The following is a 17,950-nucleotide window of genomic DNA, read 5'->3' on the forward strand; positions in this document are numbered from 1 at the left end:
ACCGTGGCCCCCGGGGCTGTTTCGCTGCTAGTCCGGAAGCGGGCCGTGGTTGCCCTGGATGTGCTCGAAGACGAGGGTGGTTTCGGTGTGCCCCACCACGGGGTCGGTGGCCAGGTTGTCCAATACCCAGTCCCGCAGGTCTTCTGTAGTCCCGACGGCGATGTGCAGCAGGTAGTCGACCGAACCTGAGGTGTGGAAGGTGGACAGCACGGCGGGCAGGTGCGGCACGCGGGCGGTGAAACGGTCGATCTGGTCCCTGTCGTGGGCGCGGAGCCGTACAGCCACCAGTGCCTGTACGGACCTGCCGATGGCTGACAGGCTCAGCTTCGCCTCGTAACCCTGGACGATGCCCCGCTCCGAAAGGGCACGGGTGCGCATAAGTGCCGTCGAGGGCGCAATCCCCACCATCTCGGCGAGCTGTTTGTTGGAAATCCTGGCATCCGCCACCAGGGCCGCGAGGAGTCGCTCGTCGATGGCGTCCAGCGGCTCCAGGTGCGCCCCGGGCCTGGTGTTCCTTGCATTCGTGCTCACTGCGGTTCCTTCCAAGCGGTCCTAGTTCATCCTAGACCGCAGAATCGCCGCGAGCTGCGCAGCAGGCACGCGTCCTGCCGAACATCCAAACCCTCCCAAGGCCTCGTGAAGTTGGTTAATTCGTCCGCGGCACGCCGGCTCAGGACGCGCGTTCCGCCGGCGGATGGACGACGGCGACAGTTGCCGCAGTCAGGCAGGCCAGGACCATGACAGCTCCCGCAAGGGCGTTCCAGCCCCAGGCCTGGAAGACCAGGCCGCCGGCCCAGCCCAGCAGGCTGGAACCAAGGTAGTAGGCAAGGTTGTACAGTGACGCTGCCTGCGCCCGTCCGGTCCTGGCGATGGCACCCGTCCAGCCGGAGCCGATGCTGTGGGCTGCAAAGAAACCGCCGGTAAACACCACCAGCCCGGCCAGGATCAGGACCAGGGACTGGGTGAGTGTCAGGGCCAGTCCTGCCAGGGCCAGCGCAAGTCCTGCCAGCAGCACGCTCCGGCGGCCGTACCGCGTGGTCATCCCCGCCGCCCAGCGGGAGGAGAACGTGCCGGACAGGTAGGCAAGGAAGATCAGGCTGATCACTGTCGCCGGAAGCCCGAACGGCGCACCGGACAACCGGAAGCCCAGGTAGTTGTAGACCGCCACGAAGCCGCCCATCATCAGGAATGCCTGGGCGTACAGGGCCAGCAGCCTGATATTGCGCAGGTGGCCGCCCAGGGTCCCGATGGCACTGCGGAGCCCGGAAGCCGGGGCCGGGACGAAACCCCGGGCGCGGGGCACCAGGACAAGGAACGCGACGGCGGCAACGGTCGCCAGCAGTGACACGGCCAGCGCCGCGGACCGCCATCCCCAGAGCTCGCCAACCGGCCCCGCCACCAGCCGCCCGGACAGTCCTCCCAGCGTGGTGCCGGCCACGTAGCTTCCCGCGGCGAGGGCGGCGTGGGCTTTGCTGACTTCCTCGTTCAGGTAGGCGATGGCGATGGCGGGAATGCCGCCCAGGGCCATTCCCTCCAGCAGCCGCAGGACCAGCAGCATGGTGAAGCTGGTGGACATGGGTACCAGCAGTCCCAGGATGGTGGCCGCGGTGATGCCCCACATCATGGCCTTCACCCGGCCGATCCGGTCCGCCAGGAAGGACCAGGGGATTACCGTGGCGGCGAGGCCAACGGTGGCGAGGGAAATAGTGAGGGCGGCCTCGGCAGCAGTGATGCGCAGGTCGGCCGCCAGGAGGGGAAGGACCGCCTGGGTGGAGTAGAGCTGGGCGAAGGTGGCCACGCCGGCGCAGGACAGGCCGGCCAGGATCCGCCCGTAGGCCCTGGATCCCTTGGCGTGGCCGTTCCAGAGGGGGGAAGCGTCAGTGCCGGCGCTTGCGTTCTGAGGCATCCAGCCAGCGTAGTCTCGGCGGATGAATGCATCCAATGCATGCTTTATGCCAAAGTGATAGCAATTATGGATTGTTTTCCCTTGGGAGGAACTGCCGATGGAGCCTGACCGGAAACAACTTGCGCAGTTGTTGCCGCTGCTGCCGGTGCTCGCAGAGCTGGGCCGGACGGAGCACGTGACGGAAACGGCCGAACTGCTCGGAGTACCCCAGTCAACGGTGAGCCGGGCGCTGGCGAGGGCCAGTGCCGCCGTCGGCACCGAACTCCTGGTCAGGGACGGCCGCGGAGTCCGCCTGACTCAGGCTGCCCGCACGTTGCTGCCGTACGTCGAGCAGGCGCTCGCAGAGTTCCAGGCCGGACTCGATCTGGTGCGGAACGAGTCGCAGGTGGTCAGGGGCACCGTGTCCGTGTCTTTCCAGCACACCTTCGGCGAAGCCACCCTGCCGCTGCTGATCAGCGCCTTCCGTGCCCGGCATCCCGGGACCGGCTTCCGCCTTAGCCAAGGCGCCCGGGATACCTGCCTGGATGAGTTGTCAGCGGGGGAGGCGGACCTCGCCCTCACGGCACCCGTGGCGCCGCCGGGCAAGAACCTCGGCTCGGCGCCGCTGTACCGCGAGCCGCTGCGCCTGGTGGTGCATCACGCCCATCCGCTTGCCCGGCAGCGGATGGCCCGGCTGGCCGACATCCGGATGGAGCCCGTCGTAGTGCTCGGGCCCGGCTATGGGCTGCGTTCCCTGACCGACGCGCTCTTCCGCGAGGCCGGGTACCGTCCGCGGATCGCCTTCGAAAGCCAGGATTCCCACACCGTCCGCGGCCTGGTCTCCGCCGGCCTTGGCGTCAGCATCCTGCCGCCGGGCGGCGACGCTCCCGGCCGGACTCCGCGTCCCGAAACCGGGGACCTGGGGTGGGTGGAGGTTCCGCTGGACTCGGCACTCGCCTTCCGGGAAGTCGGCGTCAGCTGGCGGCGCAGGAAACCGGAAAGCGAGCCGGTTCCGGCCAGGCTTTTCCGCGAGCTGGTGGTGGGGCAGGGGCCCGCGCTGCTGGCCGGGCTGGTCACGAGGGCAGGCCGCTGAGCCGGGAAAATGTCCGACGGCGGCGGCTGGCTTCCGGTGCAGGGGCGGCGGGGTGCCAAACACCATGGGGCAAGTACCCTTGTGACGTGACAAACACCCAGAACTCCTCTGCCACTCCTTTTGACCAAGCGGCAGGCTCCGCGGCCAGTCCTTTGCACGGCATCACGATCGGGCTGGATATCGGGGGCACCAAGACCCACGGCATCCGTTTCGAGGACGGCCACCCCGCAGCCGACGAATCGGCCGGAAGCTCCAACGTCCAGAATGTCAGCCGCGAGCAGGCGGCACGCAACCTTGCGGACCTGTTCGCCACGATCGGCGGAGGTCACGTGGACCGGGTATACGCGGGATCCGGCGGAATCGATACCGATGAAGACGCCGCCGCCCTGGCTGCGCTGATCCAGCCCCTGGCTCCCGAAGCACGCGTCACCGTTGTCCATGACTCCCGCCTCCTGCTGGCCGCGGGCCGCGCCGCCACCGGAGTAGCGGTCATCGCGGGCACCGGATCTGCCGCGTGGGGACGCAACGCCGACGGCGGCGAGGCCAGGGCCGGCGGATGGGGATACCTGCTGGGGGATGAAGGCAGCGGCTACTGGCTGGGCCGGGAAGCGGTGCGGCACAGCCTCCGCAGGATGAACCAGGGCCTGCCCGTCGACCAGCTCACGGCGGCGCTCCTGGCATCCTGCGGGCTGGACCACCCCAACAAGCTCATCGCCTTGTTCCACTCCCCGGACACCGGGAGGCGCTTCTGGGCGCAGCAGGCCAGGCACGTCGTGGAAGCCGCGGCCTCCGGGCACCGGGACAGCGCCATGTTGCTGGAGCAGGCCGGGCAGGACCTCGCTGCTTTGGCCGGCCAGGTGCTGGGCCAGCTGAAAATCGAAGGTCCGGTGATCCTGGGCGGCGGTCTGGGCATGAACGTGGCACCCCTGCAGGAGTCCTTCCGCCGGAACCTCGCCGAAACCGGCGTGACCGACGTCAGGGTGCTGGACCAGGAACCGGTGTTCGGCGTGCTGCAGCTGGTGGCCGAACCCGCCTAGCCCACGGAACGCTTCCGCGGTGTCAGCCGGACACCGGGGAGCGGGGGAGCGGGAATCCGGCCGGCTTCCGCCCCGGCATCCGGGCCGTGGCCCGGCACCAGGCCGTAGCGGGCTGCAGCCGTCTCAGCGTCCGGCAGGCCGGCCTGCGCTTCCCAGTCGTCCCTGGCCTTTTCCACTTCGTCATGGGTGCGGCCCACAAAGTTCCACCACATCAGCAGTTCCTCACCAAACGGCTCGCCGCCGATCAGCAGGAACCTCGTACCGGGGAGAGCCTCCACCCTGAGTTCGCTGCGGCCGGTGCCCAGGTAGCCCAGCGGTCCCGCCGGCAGGTCCTGCCCGTCCACCGCCAGGCCGCCGTCGAGCACCAGGATGCCGTGCTCAAAGCCGGGGTTCAACGGCAGCACCGCCTCGCCCTCGCAGGAAACGTCCGCGCCGACGATCGGCGAAAACACTGTTGCGGGGGAGGCCACCCCGGCAAGCTCGCCCACCATGACCGTCGCCGTGAAGCCCGGCCCGGCAGCGCGTGGCAGCTCGCGGTGCTGTTCGAATGCCGGTTCCCGGTGCCGGTCCCCGTCGGGAAGGGCCACCCACAGCTGCAGGCCCCGTTGCAGCGGCAACTCCCCGCCGCCGGCAGGAAGCACAGCGAACTCGGAATGCGAGACGCCGTGGCCGGCTGTCATGATGTTCAGCTCCCCGGGGCGCACCACCACGTCGCTGCCCACGCTGTCCCGGTGGCGGATGTGCCCCGCCAGCGGCCAGGTGACCGTTTGCAGCCCGATGTGGGGGTGGGGAAGGACGGACATCGCGGTCCGGTCCGGGCCGAAACTGTCCAGGAAGCACCAGGCCCCGATCGTGGGAAGGCCGCGCTGGGGCAACGTGCGCTTGACGTTCATGGCGCGGACGCCGCCCAGGGGTACTTCACGTTCCGGCCATAGCTGCAGGCAGGGGCCGGACATCCCTCCTTCGGGTGCGGGTGGGCAAACTTCCTGCTGCGGCGATACTTCCAAGTTGGTCACGCCTCCACTGTAGGCCCGGCCGCGGCGCCCGTGACAGGAGCCGCTGCAGGGCCGGATCCAGGGAATCCCATCCATCCCGGCCGGGGTTCCGAATGGTTACAGTAGGGATTCCTTTGTACGGATTAGGGCCCGAGCTGCTGAAGCCTGACCCGGTTTGGGTTACCGTAACTATCAGCGTGCTTATGGCAGTGTCGCGGTGCTGGGAACAGCCCGTCCAAGAGAACAGGTAAGTCCGCACCATGGACCAGGCGATGATCGAGTTCCAGAGCGTTACCAAGCAGTATCCGGGCGGCCAGCCTGCCGTGGACGGGTTGTCCATGTCCATCGCCAAAGGGTCCGTCACCGTCTTCGTGGGTCCTTCCGGCTGCGGCAAAACAACGTCCCTCAGGATGATCAACCGGATGGTGGAACCCACGTCCGGGACCATCACCGTGGACGGCCGGGATGTCACGTCGGTACCGGCGGCCGAACTGCGGCGGTCAATGGGGTACGTGATGCAGTCCGCCGGGCTCCTGCCGCACCGCTCCGTCCTGGACAACATCGCCACCGTTCCGCGCCTGAACGGGGTCTCCAAAGCGGACTCCCGGAAGCGTGCCCGCGAACTCCTGGATGTGGTGGGCCTGGCGCCGTCGCTGGGTGGGCGCTACCCGTCGCAGCTTTCCGGCGGCCAGCAGCAGCGCGTGGGCGTGGCGCGCGCCCTCGCTGCGGACCCGCCCGTACTCCTCATGGATGAGCCGTTCAGCGCGGTGGACCCCGTTGTCCGCGACGAACTCCAGCACGAGCTGCTGCGGCTGCAAAAGGATCTGGCCAAGACCATCGTTTTCGTGACCCACGATATTGATGAGGCCACCATCCTGGGCGACAAGGTGGCTGTCTTTGCCACCGGCGGCAAGCTGGCCCAGTACGCCTCGCCAGAGGAGATCCTGCGGGCGCCGGCCAACAACTTCGTGGCCTCCTTCGTGGGGCGCGACCGCGGCTTCCGCCACCTTGGTTTTTCCCCGTCCGACGGCGTGGCGATCCACCCGGTGCCCACGATCATCCGGGCCTCCGGAGGGTACCAGTCCGATTCCAGCGCTGCCGGCGGCTGGCAACTGGTGGTGGACGCGGACAAGCGTCCGCTGGGATGGTCGGCACCCGGCACGGAGACTGAATTGATTCCCGGCGGCTCGCTGTTCCGCCCCGGAGAGAGCCTCCGCCGCGCCCTGGATGCCGCCCTGTCCTCGCCCTCCGGCCTGGGCGTCGCCGTGGATGCCGGCGGCGTGGTCCTGGGCGTGGTCCGCGGCGGTGAGGTCCTGGCATTGATCGAAGAAGCGCGCCAGGTGCGGCAGGCTGCCCTCTGATGGAATGGTTCCTGGCCAATACCGGCATGATCCTGGAGCGCGGCGGCCAGCACCTGGTGCTGGCGCTGGTCCCCATGGTCCTGGGCCTGCTCATTTCCATCCCGCTGGCACAGTTGGCGCGGCAAAACAGTGCGCTCCGCTCCGTGGTGCTGACGGCCTCTTCCCTGCTCTACACCATCCCGTCGCTGGCCTTGTTCATCATCCTTCCCACCATCCTGGGGACCCGGATCCTGGATCCCCTCAACGTGGTGGTGGCGCTGACCATTTATGCCGTGGCCCTGCTGGTGCGCGCGGCCCTTGATGCCTTCGACTCCGTGGACGCGGACGTCAGCCAGGCCGCGCAGGCCATGGGGTTCAAGCCCCTGGCCCGGTTCCTGCAGGTTGACCTGCCGCTCTCCCTTCCGGTCATGTTTGCCGGCCTCCGGGTGGTGTCCGTCAGCAACATCTCGCTGGTCAGCGTTGCGGCCCTCCTGGGCGTGGGCAACCTGGGCATGCTCTTCACTGACGGGCTCCAGCGCGACTTCGTCACCGAGGTGGTGGTGGGCATCATCGCCATCCTGGTCCTCGCGCTGCTGATGGACGCCGTCCTGGTCCTCCTGGAACGCGTCCTCACCCCTTGGGAGCGGGCCGGGCAGCTGAAGAACCACGGAGCCCTGGGCGTCCCCTCCGGAACCACCGCTGCTGAAGAGGCTGCTTCCACAGTGGGTGAGGCAGCATGAGCAACGTCTTCGCCGATACCTTCGCCTGGCTCGCCGACCCCCTGCACTGGGCCGGAAGCATGGGCATTCCCGCCCGGCTGGGGGAGCACCTCCAGTACACCGGCCTGGTCATGCTGATCGCCACCGCCGTTGCAGTACCCGTCGGGATGTTCGTCGGCCACACGGGAAGGGGACGCGTCGCTGTCGTGGCCCTGGCCGGCGCACTGCGCGCCCTGCCCACCCTTGGCCTGCTGATCCTGTTCGTGCTCCTGGCAGGCATCGGGCTGATGCCGCCCATCTGGGCCCTGGTAATCCTCACGGTGCCCCCGCTCCTGGCAGGGACCTACGCGGGCATCTCCAGCGTGGACCGGAACGTGGTTGATGCCGCCCGGGCCATGGGCATGACGGAACTGCAGGTTCTGTTCCGGGCCGAACTGCCCAACGCCCTCACCGTCATGTTCGGCGGTTTCCGGACCGGTGTGCTGCAGGTGATCGCCACCGTCTCGGTGGTGGCGTACATCAACCTCGGCGGACTGGGCCGGTATCTCTTTGACGGACTGGTCCTCAGCGACTTCCCCCAGATGCTGGGAGGTTCCCTCCTCATCGCAGTGCTGGCCATCGCCGTCGACCTTCTCCTGTCCCTGTTCCAGAGGCTGTTCCTGACACCAGGGGCCTCGAAGCTGTCCTTCCGCAGCCAGGAGGCTGCGGTTGATCTCACAGACCCCGTTGTTGCGGAGACTGTTGTACAAGGAGGTAAATCATGAAAGATAGCCGTCCCCAGCGCCTCGGCAGGCGGGCGTTCAGCGGCCTTGCCGCCGGGCTTGGCCTGGCAGTGGCGCTGTCAGCCTGCGGCGGTTCGTCCGATCCGCTGAAGAACGCGCCCGCATCCAGCGCCGGCGCTTCCGGTGGGGCCACATCCCTGGTGGTGGGTTCCGCGGACTTCCCGGAGAGCCAGATCATCGCCGAGCTGTACGCCGGCGCCTTGAACGCCAACGGAATCACCGCCACCACCAAACCGAACATCGGCTCCCGCGAGGTCTACTTCAAGGCCGTCCAGGACGGGTCAGTGGATGTGGTGCCGGATTACAGCGGCAACCTGCTGCTCTACGTGGACAAGGAAGCCACGGAAGTCTCCGCCGGTGACATCGCCAAGGCGCTGCCGGGCAAGCTGCCGGATGGCCTTGGCGTCCTGGACGTGTCCAAGGCCGAAGACAAGGACGCCATGGTGGTCACCAAGGCAACGGCCGAGAAGTACCAGCTGAAATCCATTGAGGACCTGGCCAAGGTCTGCAGCCAGATCGTCGTCGGCGCCCCGGCCACCTTCGCCGAGCGCGCCTACGGCCTGCCTGGGCTGAAGAAGAACTACAACTGCGAACCCAAGAAGCTTGAGCCCTTCAGCGACGGCGGCGGCCCGGTAACGCTCAAGGCCCTCCTGGAGGACCAGGTGCAGGTGGCCGATATCTACACCACCACGCCGTCCATCGCGGACAACGACCTCGTGGTGCTGGACGATCCCAAGAACAACTTCATCGCCCAGCAGGTCCTGCCGCTGTACAACAAGGCCAAGATGACGGACAAGGCTAAGCAGGCACTCAACTCGGTCTCCAGCACCCTCACCACCGATGACCTGATCAACCTCAACCGCTCCGTCAGCGGCAGCCAGAAGCAGGACGCCAAGACGGCAGCAACCAACTGGCTCAAGGAGAAGGGCATCGTCAAGTAGGTCCGCGTTCCCTGCCCCCGGGCAGTAACACGTAGGTGACAACGACGGCGGCTGCCGGCCTTTCGAAGGTCCGGCAGCCGCCGCCGGCCATGTGGCGGATGTCTCAACGGCCATTCATCCTTCCTGTGGCATATTTGAGGGATGGCAGAATTCAGGCAGTCCACGAAGCTCAATAACGTCCTATATGACATCCGTGGACCGATCCTCGAAGCCGCCCAGCAGATGGAGGCGGAGGGCCACCGGATCCTCAAGCTGAACATCGGCAACCCCGCACCGTTCGGCTTCGAGGCGCCCGACGCCATCCTGGTGGACATGATCCGCCACCTGCCCCACGCCCAGGGCTACAGCGATTCCCGCGGCATATTTTCTGCCCGCACCGCCGTCTCGCAGTACTACCAGACCCGCGGTATCCAGAACATCCACGTTGACGACATCTACCTGGGCAACGGCGTCAGCGAGCTCATCACCATGTCCCTGATGGCGCTGCTGGACTCCGGCGACGAAGTGCTCATCCCCACGCCGGACTACCCGCTCTGGACGGCCTCCGTAGCGCTCGCCGGCGGAAAACCCGTGCATTACCTCTGCGATGAAGAGTCGGGCTGGCAGCCTGACCTGGAGGACATGGAAGCCAAGATCACTCCCCGCACCAAGGGCATCGTGGTCATCAACCCGAACAACCCCACCGGCGCTGTGTATCCGGAACAGACCCTGAAACGCATCGTGGCCCTGGCCGAAAAGCACGGCCTGGTGATTTTCGCCGACGAGATCTACGAAAAGATCCTGTACGAGGACGCCGTCCACGTGAACCTGGCCGGCCTCACGGGCGACCACGTCCTGTGCCTGACCTTCAGCGGGTTGTCCAAGGCCTACCGCGTCTGCGGTTACCGGGCAGGCTGGATGGCCATTTCAGGACCCAAGAAGGACGCCGCCGACTACCTCGAAGGCATCAACCTCCTGGCCAACATGCGCCTGTGCGCCAATGTCCCGGCCCAGCACGCCATCCAGACGGCGTTGGGCGGCTACCAGAGCATCAACGACCTCATCCTCCCGGGCGGCCGGCTGCTGGAGCAGCGCAACAAGGCCTACGACATGCTGAACGCCATTCCCGGCGTCAGCACGCAGCAGGCCAAAGGCGCCCTGTACCTGTTCCCGCGGCTTGACCCCGAGGTCTACCACATCCGGGATGACGAGAAGTTTGTCCTTGACCTGCTCAGGGAACAGAAGATCCTGGTATCCCATGGCCGCGCCTTCAACTGGGTGCGCCCGGACCACTTCCGCATGGTGACGCTGCCCAACGTGAAGGACATCGAAGAAGCCATTGGGCGCATGGGGGACTTCCTAAGCAGGTACCAGGGGAACTAGCCTGTGCTCACGGGCCACCGGGCCCGTGTACCCCCTGCGGAGAGGAACCCCATGGCCCGCGTCGTTGGCTTCGACCAGCATCCGTCTGAGACTCTCCGCGTTGGAAAGGGATTTTCCCTGGCAGCGGTGGACCCGGACGCCACTCCGGGCTACAGCGGCAACAAGGCCGACGGCGAGGCGTTGCTGGCTGAGATGGACGGGACGCTCTCGGAGCTGCAGGAACAGCTGTTCGCCGAATCCCGGGCCGGCGGAAAGAAACGGATCCTCCTGGTCCTGCAGGCCATGGACACAGCCGGCAAGGGCGGAATCGTCAACCACGTCATGGCAACCATGGACCCCCAGGGCGTCCAGTTCAAGGCGTTCAAGGCCCCCACCGAGCAGGAGAAGTCCTACGATTTCCTCTGGCGTATCGAGAAGGAGGTCCCCGGAGCCGGGATGGTGGGCATCTTTGACCGCTCCCACTATGAGGACGTCCTCATCCACCGCGTCCACAACTGGGCCACCCCGGAAGAAATCAGCCGGCGCTACCGGGCCATCAACGAATTCGAAGCCCGCCAAACCGACGCCGGCACCAAGATCATCAAAGTGATGCTCAACATCAGCAAGGATGAGCAGAAATCCCGGCTGCTGGCCCGCCTGGACAACCCTGCCAAGCACTGGAAATACAGCAGCGGCGACCTGAAGGAACGCGCCTTTTGGGATGACTACATGGCTGCATACCAGGCCGCGTTTGACGAGACCAGCTCAGCGATTGCCCCGTGGTACGTGGTTCCGGCCAACAAGAAATGGTTCGCCCGCATCGCCGTGCAGCAACTGGTGATATCGGCGCTGTCCGATTTCCGCCTGGAGTGGCCCAAGGCTGAATTCGACGTCGACATCGAACGGGAGCTCGTGGCTCGTTCCTGACCCGGGCCCTTGGGCCGGAGCAGGTTCCCCCAGTTTGACAGCCGCGGTTCCCAGGGCTGGCCCGGTCCGGCGGTTCGTTGGTTACAGCGGCTGGTTCCGGGCAGCGGCCAAGCGCTTCCGTGCTCCCTCGAGCCACTCCTCGCACCGCGCGGCCAGTGCCTCGCCACGCTCCCACAAGGCCAGGGATTCCTCCAGGCTTGCCCCTCCGGCCTCCAGCCTGCCCACCACGGCGATGAGCTGCTCCCGGGCTTCCTCATAGCTCAGCGCGGCGACATCGGATTCTGGTTTCTGTTCGGTCATGCCTTCTCTTCCACTTCCTGGTGCTGGTCTGGGTTTCCTAAGTGCGGTGCCCTGGTGGACTCCGCAGGGCCGGTGGAGGTGGCTCCGAAGCGGCCCTCCGCGACACGGATGGACAAGGCGGCACCCGCAGGTGCTTCGGCGGGCCTGCGGACGACGGCGTGGCCGGCCTCGACGATCCGTGCGGCCTGGTCGCCTGCCAGTTCGACGACGGCGTACCCCCGGTCCAGGGTCTTCTGCGGTGAGAGCGCACGGACCTGGGCTTTCAGATGCTCCAGCTGGTCCGCTGCCCGCACCACCGTGGAGCTCACCGCGGCGGACGAGCGCCGCAGCAGCCGTTCGATTTCCTCGCCCCGGACGGAGACCATGCCCTCGGGCGCCGCCATGACGGGCCGCGAATGCAGTGCCGCCAGCCGGTCCGTCTCCCGGTCCACCAGCCGTTCCACGCAGCGCCGCAGCTGTTCCCGCGCCTGGCGCACCCCGGCAAGTTCCTCGGATACCTCGGGCACGATCCGCTTCGCGGCGTCGGTGGGGGTGGAGGCCCGCAGATCGGCGACGTAATCCAGCAGCGGGCGGTCCGCCTCATGGCCAATGGCGCTCACCACGGGTGTGTTGGCCGCGGCCACGGCCCGGATCAGCTCCTCGCTGTTAAAGGGCAGAAGATCTTCCAGTGCCCCGCCGCCCCGGGCGATGACGATGACATCCACCTCAGGCCGGTCGTCCAGTTCACGCAGGGCACGGACCACCTGGGACACGGCTGTGTTCCCCTGGACGGCCACCTCGCGGATCTCGAACTCCACCGCCGGCCACCGCAGGGCCGCGTTGCGAAGGATGTCCTTCTTGGCGTCCGAGTCCCGTCCCGTGATCAGGCCGATGCGGTGCGGCAGCAGGGGCAGCCGCTTCTTCCGGGAGTCGGCGAAAAGACCCTCAGCTGCAAGGGCCTGGCGCAGCCGCTCAATGCGGGCCAGCAGGTCACCCAGTCCGACCGGCCGGATGTCCCGTACCAGCATGTTCAGCCGGCCCGTCTTCAGCCAGAACTCCGGTTTCAGCAGGGCCACTACCCGTGAACCGCGCTCCAGTGGAAGGTTCTGCCGCTCCAGGACCTTGGTCCAGACGGAAGCCGGCAGCGACACCTCCGCATCCACGTCCCGAAGCGTGATGTAGGCGTTGGTCCCGCGCCGGTTCAGTTCAATGACCTGGCCCTCAACCCACGCCGACGGGGTACGGTCGATGTGCGCCTTGAGCTTCTGCGACAGCAGCTGCAGCGGCCACGGGTTTTCCGGGCTGGTTTCCGCCGCGGTGGCCGGCAGGGTGGTGGGGGCAGTACCCGGTAACGAGGCCTGGTCAGACATGCGGACGCCGGTGGGAGGCTGGTGCTGCGGGCATGCGGTCCTTCAACTGTTGTGGGCGGTCAATCAACCTTATCCATAAGGTCTAGCACCGGGGACTGACAGGGCCAGCCCCCGGACCCTGCCTAGGATGGGATAAGGCCCCCAACCCCTAAGGACCTGTTGTGCGCACTTTTATCTCTGCCATCGCCACCGTGCTGGGCATCCTCCTCGCCGCCGTTGCCGTTCCCGCCATCTGGGTGGACCGGAACATCGTCCAGGAAGACGGCTTCGTCCGTCTCGCAGCTCCGCTTGGCAAAAACACGGAATTCCAAAAGAAGCTGGCTGCGGCCGCAGTGGGAACGATTGACACCGGGTCGGTTCCCGGGTTCCTCTCCGGGCTGGTGGAGCCAATGCTTGAAAAGGCGGCGGAGTCGCTGACCGGGTTGCCCGGCTATCCGGCGGCCTGGGAGGAGACCCTCCGCAGAAGCCACCGCCTCAGCTTTGCCGATCCGGCCGCGGCATCCCAGGGAGGAGCATCGGCGTCGTCCCTGACCCTGGACGTTGCCCCACTGGTTGCCCTGGGCTCGGAGGAGATCTCCCGCACAACCAGGCTTCCCCTCGATCCGCCGGAACAGACGCTGATCAATGTAGGCCAGCCTGCGCAAAGGGAATGGACTGAACGGCTGGCCACCTACGCGCCCATGGGCTACATCCTGGCCATCGGGTCGGCCGTAGCGTTCCTGCTGGCGCTCGTGGCGGCACGCCGCCGCGGGACGGTGCTGCTGGCCGCGGGCCTCGGCGGACTGGCGCTTGCCGGGCTGTGGGGACTGGGACTGCAGCTTGGCTCAGCCCGCGCCCAGGCCACGGACACCGGCAACGCGGTGGCCAATATGTTCCGCGACCATTTCCTTGCCGCCGCCGGCGCGGACTTCCAAACGTGGATCACCACGGCCGGGGTTGCCGGCGGCGTCCTGGTGGCGGTGGGCATTGTGACGTTGTTCGCATCCCGGAAACGGGTTGGGGCCAGCCGGTAGCATGGAGGCATGACCACCTCGGCTGTATCCCTTTCTATGCCAACCATTCCGCGCAGGCGCCGCTCCCCGGAGGAAGTAGCAGCTGCGGCCCCCGTGAACGGCACCAAGAAGGTACTGCTGGCCGCTCCGCGCGGTTACTGCGCCGGTGTTGACCGTGCCGTGATCGCCGTAGAAAAGGCGCTGGAACACTACGGTCCGCCCGTGTACGTCCGCAAGCAGATCGTCCACAACGTCCACGTGGTCAGCTCGCTGGAGGAAAAGGGCGCCATCTTCGTGGACGAAACCGATGAGGTGCCCGAAGGTGCCCTGGTGATCTTCTCCGCCCACGGAGTGTCCCCGGCAGTGGTCGAGTCCGCCGAAACCCGGGGCCTGCGCACCATTGATGCCACGTGCCCCCTGGTCACAAAAGTGCACAAGGAAGCCGTCCGCTTCGCCAAGGACGATTTCGATATCCTCCTGATCGGCCACGACGGCCATGAGGAAGTGGAAGGCACTTCAGGGGAAGCGCCGGAACACATCCAGATCATTAATGGCCCGCACGAAGTGGACCAGGTCACCGTCCGCGACCCCGAAAAAGTCATCTGGCTTTCGCAGACGACACTCAGCGTGGACGAGACCATGGAAACCGTCCGGCTGCTCAAGGAACGGTTCCCCACCCTGCAGGATCCGCCCAGCGACGACATCTGCTACGCCACCACCAACCGCCAGGTGGCCATCAAAAAGATCGCGCCCAAGGCGGACCTGGTGATCGTGGTGGGTTCGGCCAACTCGTCCAACTCCGTCCGGCTGGTGGAGGTGGCGCTCGAATACGGTGCCAAAGCCTCGTACCGGGTGGATTTCGCCAACGAGGTTGACGAGGCTTGGTTTGAAGGCGTCGCCACCGTGGGCGTTACGTCGGGGGCATCCGTTCCCGAGGTGCTGGTGCAGGACGTGCTGCGGCTGCTCGCTGATTACGGCTACGGAGCCGTGGAGGAAGTCGTGACGGCCGAGGAAGACCTCCTCTTCTCGCTGCCCAAGGAACTCCGGGCCACCCTGAAACAGGCCGGCGATGTCAGCCGTGCGCTGGGCGGACGACGGACCCGCAGCTAAAACCGGCACACAATTCCAACGGAATGGGCCGGGCAGCCACTGGCTGCCCGGCCCATTCTGCATTTCGGCGGCCGTGTCAGGCTGCTTCCCCGTCGCCCTGCAGCTCGGGTGCCACCAGCGCCCGCGGTTGCACCTCCACCAAGGGTGGTGCAACCAAGCCTGTTTCCTCCAGGCTGTTGAGTTTCCGCGCGGTGGGCAGGACCCTGGCTTCCAGCGTTCCCACCATGGCGTTGTACCGGTCCACGGACGTCTTCAGCGAGGATCCGAGCTTGGTGACGTTCTCGCCCAGCGTGCCCATCCGGTCGTACAGCTGCCGCGCAAGTTCGAAGAGCTCGCGTGCGCTGTCTGTCAGGACGTCCTGGCGCCACGTGAATGCCACGGACTTCAGCACGGCCAGCAGGGTGCTCGGCGAGGCGAGGACGACATTACGGGACAACGCGTGGTCCAGGAGCCCGGCGTCAGCTGTCAGCGCCGCCGCCAGGATGGACTCGGCCGGGATGAAACAAACCACCAGTTCCGGGGAGTTTCCGGGGATATCCCAGTACTTTTTGGTACCGAGCGCATCCACGTGCGCCCTAAGGGCCTTGGCGTGTGCCGCCAGGAGGGCCTGCCTGTTGCGGCCATCGTTCGCCGACTGCGGTCCAGCCGGGGCCAGGCGCGGGTCCACCGAGCCCAGTTCCTGTGCCTCAAGGTAGGACGACAACGGCACCTTGGCGTCCACAACCAGCTGCTTTTCACCCGGCAGCTGCACCACCAGATCCGGCCGCACAGCTGAGTCGTGGCCTGCGCTGTGGACCTGCTCGACGAAGTCGACGTGGCGGAGCATGCCGGCAGCCTCCACTACGCGCCGGAGCTGCACCTCGCCCCACTGGCCCCTGGCGCTGTTGGAACGCAGCGCCGATTCCAGGGCATGCGTGGAACGGATGAGCTGTTCATCGGACAGCCTGGCCTCCTGCAGCTGCTGGGCCAGTTGGCCGTACTGCTCAACCCGGTCCCGCTCCAGCAGCGCCACCTGCTGCTGCACCGCGGACAGCTTCTCGGCCACGGGCGCCAGGGCACGCAGCACCGTGCCGTCCTGTGTCCGGGCCTCACCCAGCTCACGGTTCTGTGCGGCCAAAAGCCGCCGCTCGGCGTCGGCCGCTGCCAGCTGCGCAGTGACCTCGGAAAGGCGTGACGACACCTGGTCGAAGTCCGACTCCAGGGCGTGCGAGTTCCGGCGCAATGAGAAGTAGGTGGCTGCAGCGCCGGCAAGCGCACCCAGCAGCAGCATGAAGAGGGCCAGAATCAAGGCAAAAGCATCCATGGCTTCACTGTTGCACGGGGCTCTGACAATCATGGGCAGTGACATTCCCGGGTACTGGGCCGCGGGGTCCGGCGGGTAGAATCAATGCTCGTGGCTCTAACTATTGGCATCGTCGGACTGCCCAACGTCGGCAAATCAACCCTCTTCAACGCGCTCACCCGCAACCAGGTCCTGGCCGCGAACTATCCGTTCGCCACCATCGAACCCAATGTCGGCGTCGTGAACCTCCCGGACCCCAGGCTGCAGAAGCTCGCCGGGATCTTCGGCTCCCAGCGCGTCCTGCCCGCCGCGGTATCCTTCGTCGACATCGCCGGCATCGTGAAGGGCGCGTCGGAGGGGGAGGGGCTCGGCAACCAGTTCCTGGCCAACATCCGCGAAGCTGAAGCCATCGCCGAAGTTGTCCGGGTCTTCGATGACCCCGACGTGATCCACGTCGACGGCAAGGTGGATCCCCGCTCGGACATGGAGACCATCAACACCGAGCTGATCCTCGCGGACCTGCAGACCATCGAAAAAGCCATCCCGCGGATCGAAAAAGAAGTCAAGATCATGAAGCGGGAAGCCGCCGAGCTCGCCGCCATCAAGGCCGCGCAGGCGGTGCTGGAGCGGGGAGACACCATCTACTCCTCCATCAAGAGCGACAAACTGGAGATGGAGCACCTCAAGGAGCTGGGCCTGCTGACGGCCAAGCCCTTCATCTACGTGTTCAATGCCGACGAAGGCATCCTGGGCAGCCCGGAAAAGCAGGAAGAGCTGCGCGCCATGGTGGCCCCGGCCGACTGCATCTTCCTGGACGCCAAGCTCGAAGCCGACCTTGTGGAGCTGGACGAGGAAGAAGCCCGCGAGATGCTCGAGATGAACGGCCAGGACGAATCCGGCCTGGACCAGCTGGCACGCGTGGGCTTCCACACCCTGGGGCTGCAGACCTACCTCACGGCGGGCCCCAAGGAAGCGCGCGCCTGGACCATCCGGCAGGGCGACACGGCACCGCAGGCAGCCGGCGTCATCCACTCCGACTTCCAGCGCGGCTTCATCAAGGCCGAAGTCGTCTCCTTCGACGACCTGGTGGACGCCGGATCCATGGCCGAGGCGAAATCCCGCGGCAAGGTCAGGATCGAAGGCAAGGAATACGTCATGGCCGACGGCGACGTGGTGGAGTTCCGCTTCAACGTCTGATTTCCGCAGGAACAGGCGCACTGCCTGTCCCGGAACGACGCTGGGCTACTGTCCGGGCGGAAAAATTGCCGGAGGTCTGCCTTGGCCTACGGCCCGGTCGGACCAGCGGGACCGGGCGGGTAGGGAGGCTGCTGCTGAGGCCAGGACGGGGGAGCGGATGACGCTTGCCCACGCTCCCGTGCCGGGTACTTGTCGAAACGCTGGCCAGACGGGTTCTCCCGCTGCGCGAGCAGCACGATGAGCGCAATCCATCCAAGCACGGGGATGAGGGCGAGCAGCAGCATCCAGGTGCTGAGGTTCACGTCGTGGAGGCGTCGGGACGCCAATGCGAGTGACGGGACAACGGTGGCGAGAAACCACAAGCCACCCAGGGCGCTGGACCCCGTCACCTGGCCGTTGACCACAGTGGGACTGATGGAATTCAGCACCGCTGAGGACAGCCCGGAAGCGAGGAACCACCACCAATATTCGCTTCGGCTGGCGCGCCCCGAGAAGACCGCGTACTTCTGGAAGACGCGTTTGACCGCGTCCACCGGCGGAGCACCGTAGTACGGCAGTTCGAGGGGCGGGACTGCACTTCCGGGCACATTGGACGGTTGGGGGATGCTCATCGAGCTTTTCCTTCCTGAGGTTCCGTTGCCAGCATGCTACGGAACCGGC

The 17,950-nt window shown here is 66.5% G+C and carries 18 protein-coding genes; 11 read left to right on the forward strand and 7 right to left on the reverse strand.

Features of this window, described 5'->3' with window-relative positions:
- Nucleotides 1–27: 27 nt before the first annotated feature.
- Nucleotides 28–531, reverse strand: a complete 504-nt coding sequence (locus MRBLMD1_RS03375; protein WP_159631451.1) for an Lrp/AsnC family transcriptional regulator — start codon at nucleotides 529–531, stop codon at nucleotides 28–30.
- Between the two features lie 139 nt (nucleotides 532–670).
- Entirely contained in the window at nucleotides 671–1,906 is a 1,236-nt protein-coding gene (locus MRBLMD1_RS03380; RefSeq protein ID WP_159631452.1) for an MFS transporter, read from the reverse strand.
- Nucleotides 1,907–2,003: 97 nt separating this feature from the next.
- Between MRBLMD1_RS03380 and MRBLMD1_RS03385 the strand changes: the two genes are divergently transcribed.
- Together MRBLMD1_RS03385 and MRBLMD1_RS03390 are read left to right on the forward strand one after the other, a co-directional pair.
- Nucleotides 2,004–2,978: a LysR family transcriptional regulator gene (locus tag MRBLMD1_RS03385; RefSeq protein WP_364397483.1), complete on the forward strand. Its 975-nt coding sequence runs from the start codon at nucleotides 2,004–2,006 to the stop codon at nucleotides 2,976–2,978.
- An 86-nt stretch (nucleotides 2,979–3,064) separates the two neighbouring features.
- Nucleotides 3,065–4,015, forward strand: a complete 951-nt coding sequence (locus tag MRBLMD1_RS03390; protein WP_364397485.1) for an N-acetylglucosamine kinase — start codon at nucleotides 3,065–3,067, stop codon at nucleotides 4,013–4,015.
- Here MRBLMD1_RS03390 and MRBLMD1_RS03395 read toward each other — a convergent pair.
- Nucleotides 4,012–5,031, reverse strand: coding sequence for a pirin family protein (locus MRBLMD1_RS03395; RefSeq protein ID WP_224026595.1), 1,020 nt, complete (start codon nucleotides 5,029–5,031; stop codon nucleotides 4,012–4,014). The two genes, MRBLMD1_RS03390 and MRBLMD1_RS03395, sit on opposite strands and share 4 nt — an antisense overlap.
- A gap of 239 nt (nucleotides 5,032–5,270) precedes the next feature.
- On the opposite strand from MRBLMD1_RS03395, the gene MRBLMD1_RS03400 reads away from it, so the two are divergent.
- The 6 genes from MRBLMD1_RS03400 (at nucleotide 5,271) to MRBLMD1_RS03425 (ending at nucleotide 11,060) form a co-directional block, all read left to right on the forward strand.
- Nucleotides 5,271–6,371: an ABC transporter ATP-binding protein gene (locus MRBLMD1_RS03400; protein WP_364397489.1), complete on the forward strand. Its 1,101-nt coding sequence runs from the start codon at nucleotides 5,271–5,273 to the stop codon at nucleotides 6,369–6,371.
- Nucleotides 6,371–7,090, forward strand: coding sequence for an ABC transporter permease (locus MRBLMD1_RS03405; RefSeq protein ID WP_364397492.1), 720 nt, complete (start codon nucleotides 6,371–6,373; stop codon nucleotides 7,088–7,090). Before MRBLMD1_RS03400 ends, MRBLMD1_RS03405 begins: the two co-directional genes overlap by 1 nt.
- Nucleotides 7,087–7,833: an ABC transporter permease gene (locus tag MRBLMD1_RS03410; protein ID WP_224026593.1), complete on the forward strand. Its 747-nt coding sequence runs from the start codon at nucleotides 7,087–7,089 to the stop codon at nucleotides 7,831–7,833. Before MRBLMD1_RS03405 ends, MRBLMD1_RS03410 begins: the two co-directional genes overlap by 4 nt.
- A complete protein-coding gene (locus MRBLMD1_RS03415) occupies nucleotides 7,830–8,792 on the forward strand; it encodes an ABC transporter substrate-binding protein (protein ID WP_159631459.1) in 963 nt (320 codons plus the stop codon). The genes MRBLMD1_RS03410 and MRBLMD1_RS03415 overlap by 4 nt, the downstream gene beginning before the upstream one ends.
- 141 nt (nucleotides 8,793–8,933) lie before the next feature.
- Entirely contained in the window at nucleotides 8,934–10,154 is a 1,221-nt protein-coding gene (locus tag MRBLMD1_RS03420) for a pyridoxal phosphate-dependent aminotransferase (protein ID WP_159631460.1), read from the forward strand.
- 51 nt (nucleotides 10,155–10,205) lie between these two features.
- Nucleotides 10,206–11,060, forward strand: coding sequence for a polyphosphate kinase 2 family protein (locus MRBLMD1_RS03425; RefSeq protein ID WP_224026591.1), 855 nt, complete (start codon nucleotides 10,206–10,208; stop codon nucleotides 11,058–11,060).
- An 81-nt stretch (nucleotides 11,061–11,141) separates the two neighbouring features.
- On the opposite strand, the gene MRBLMD1_RS03430 is transcribed toward MRBLMD1_RS03425, so the two are convergent.
- Nucleotides 11,142–11,360: an exodeoxyribonuclease VII small subunit gene (locus MRBLMD1_RS03430; protein ID WP_364397497.1), complete on the reverse strand. Its 219-nt coding sequence runs from the start codon at nucleotides 11,358–11,360 to the stop codon at nucleotides 11,142–11,144.
- Complete coding sequence (xseA, locus tag MRBLMD1_RS03435) at nucleotides 11,357–12,709, reverse strand: exodeoxyribonuclease VII large subunit (RefSeq protein ID WP_364397500.1); 1,353 nt, start codon at nucleotides 12,707–12,709, stop codon at nucleotides 11,357–11,359. Before xseA ends, MRBLMD1_RS03430 begins: the two co-directional genes overlap by 4 nt.
- A 161-nt stretch (nucleotides 12,710–12,870) precedes the next feature.
- Here xseA and MRBLMD1_RS03440 point away from each other — a divergent pair, with 161 nt between their 5' ends.
- Both MRBLMD1_RS03440 and MRBLMD1_RS03445 read left to right on the forward strand, forming a co-directional pair.
- Nucleotides 12,871–13,722: a hypothetical protein gene (locus MRBLMD1_RS03440; protein WP_364397503.1), complete on the forward strand. Its 852-nt coding sequence runs from the start codon at nucleotides 12,871–12,873 to the stop codon at nucleotides 13,720–13,722.
- A 9-nt stretch (nucleotides 13,723–13,731) separates the two neighbouring features.
- Nucleotides 13,732–14,811 carry a 4-hydroxy-3-methylbut-2-enyl diphosphate reductase gene (locus tag MRBLMD1_RS03445; protein ID WP_159631464.1) on the forward strand — a complete coding sequence of 360 codons (1,080 nt, stop codon included), beginning with the start codon at nucleotides 13,732–13,734 and terminating at the stop codon, nucleotides 14,809–14,811.
- A 76-nt stretch (nucleotides 14,812–14,887) separates the two neighbouring features.
- Here the strand turns inward: MRBLMD1_RS03445 and MRBLMD1_RS03450 are convergent, their stop codons facing one another.
- The gene (locus tag MRBLMD1_RS03450; protein WP_364397506.1) at nucleotides 14,888–16,114 is read right to left on the reverse strand and encodes a DNA recombination protein RmuC; all 1,227 of its coding nucleotides are present in this window, start codon (nucleotides 16,112–16,114) and stop codon (nucleotides 14,888–14,890) included.
- 90 nt (nucleotides 16,115–16,204) lie between these two features.
- On the opposite strand from MRBLMD1_RS03450, the gene ychF reads away from it, so the two are divergent.
- On the forward strand, nucleotides 16,205–17,290 hold the full coding sequence (ychF, locus tag MRBLMD1_RS03455) for a redox-regulated ATPase YchF (RefSeq protein WP_364397509.1): 1,086 nt from the start codon (nucleotides 16,205–16,207) through the stop codon (nucleotides 17,288–17,290).
- An 86-nt stretch (nucleotides 17,291–17,376) separates the two neighbouring features.
- Here ychF and MRBLMD1_RS03460 read toward each other — a convergent pair whose 3' ends face one another.
- A complete protein-coding gene (locus tag MRBLMD1_RS03460) occupies nucleotides 17,377–17,901 on the reverse strand; it encodes a DUF805 domain-containing protein (protein ID WP_364397512.1) in 525 nt (174 codons plus the stop codon).
- Nucleotides 17,902–17,950 lie beyond the last annotated feature (49 nt).

This window comes from Pseudarthrobacter sp. LMD1-1-1.1, assembly GCF_040676255.1.
In the GTDB taxonomy this organism is placed as follows: domain Bacteria; phylum Actinomycetota; class Actinomycetes; order Actinomycetales; family Micrococcaceae; genus Arthrobacter.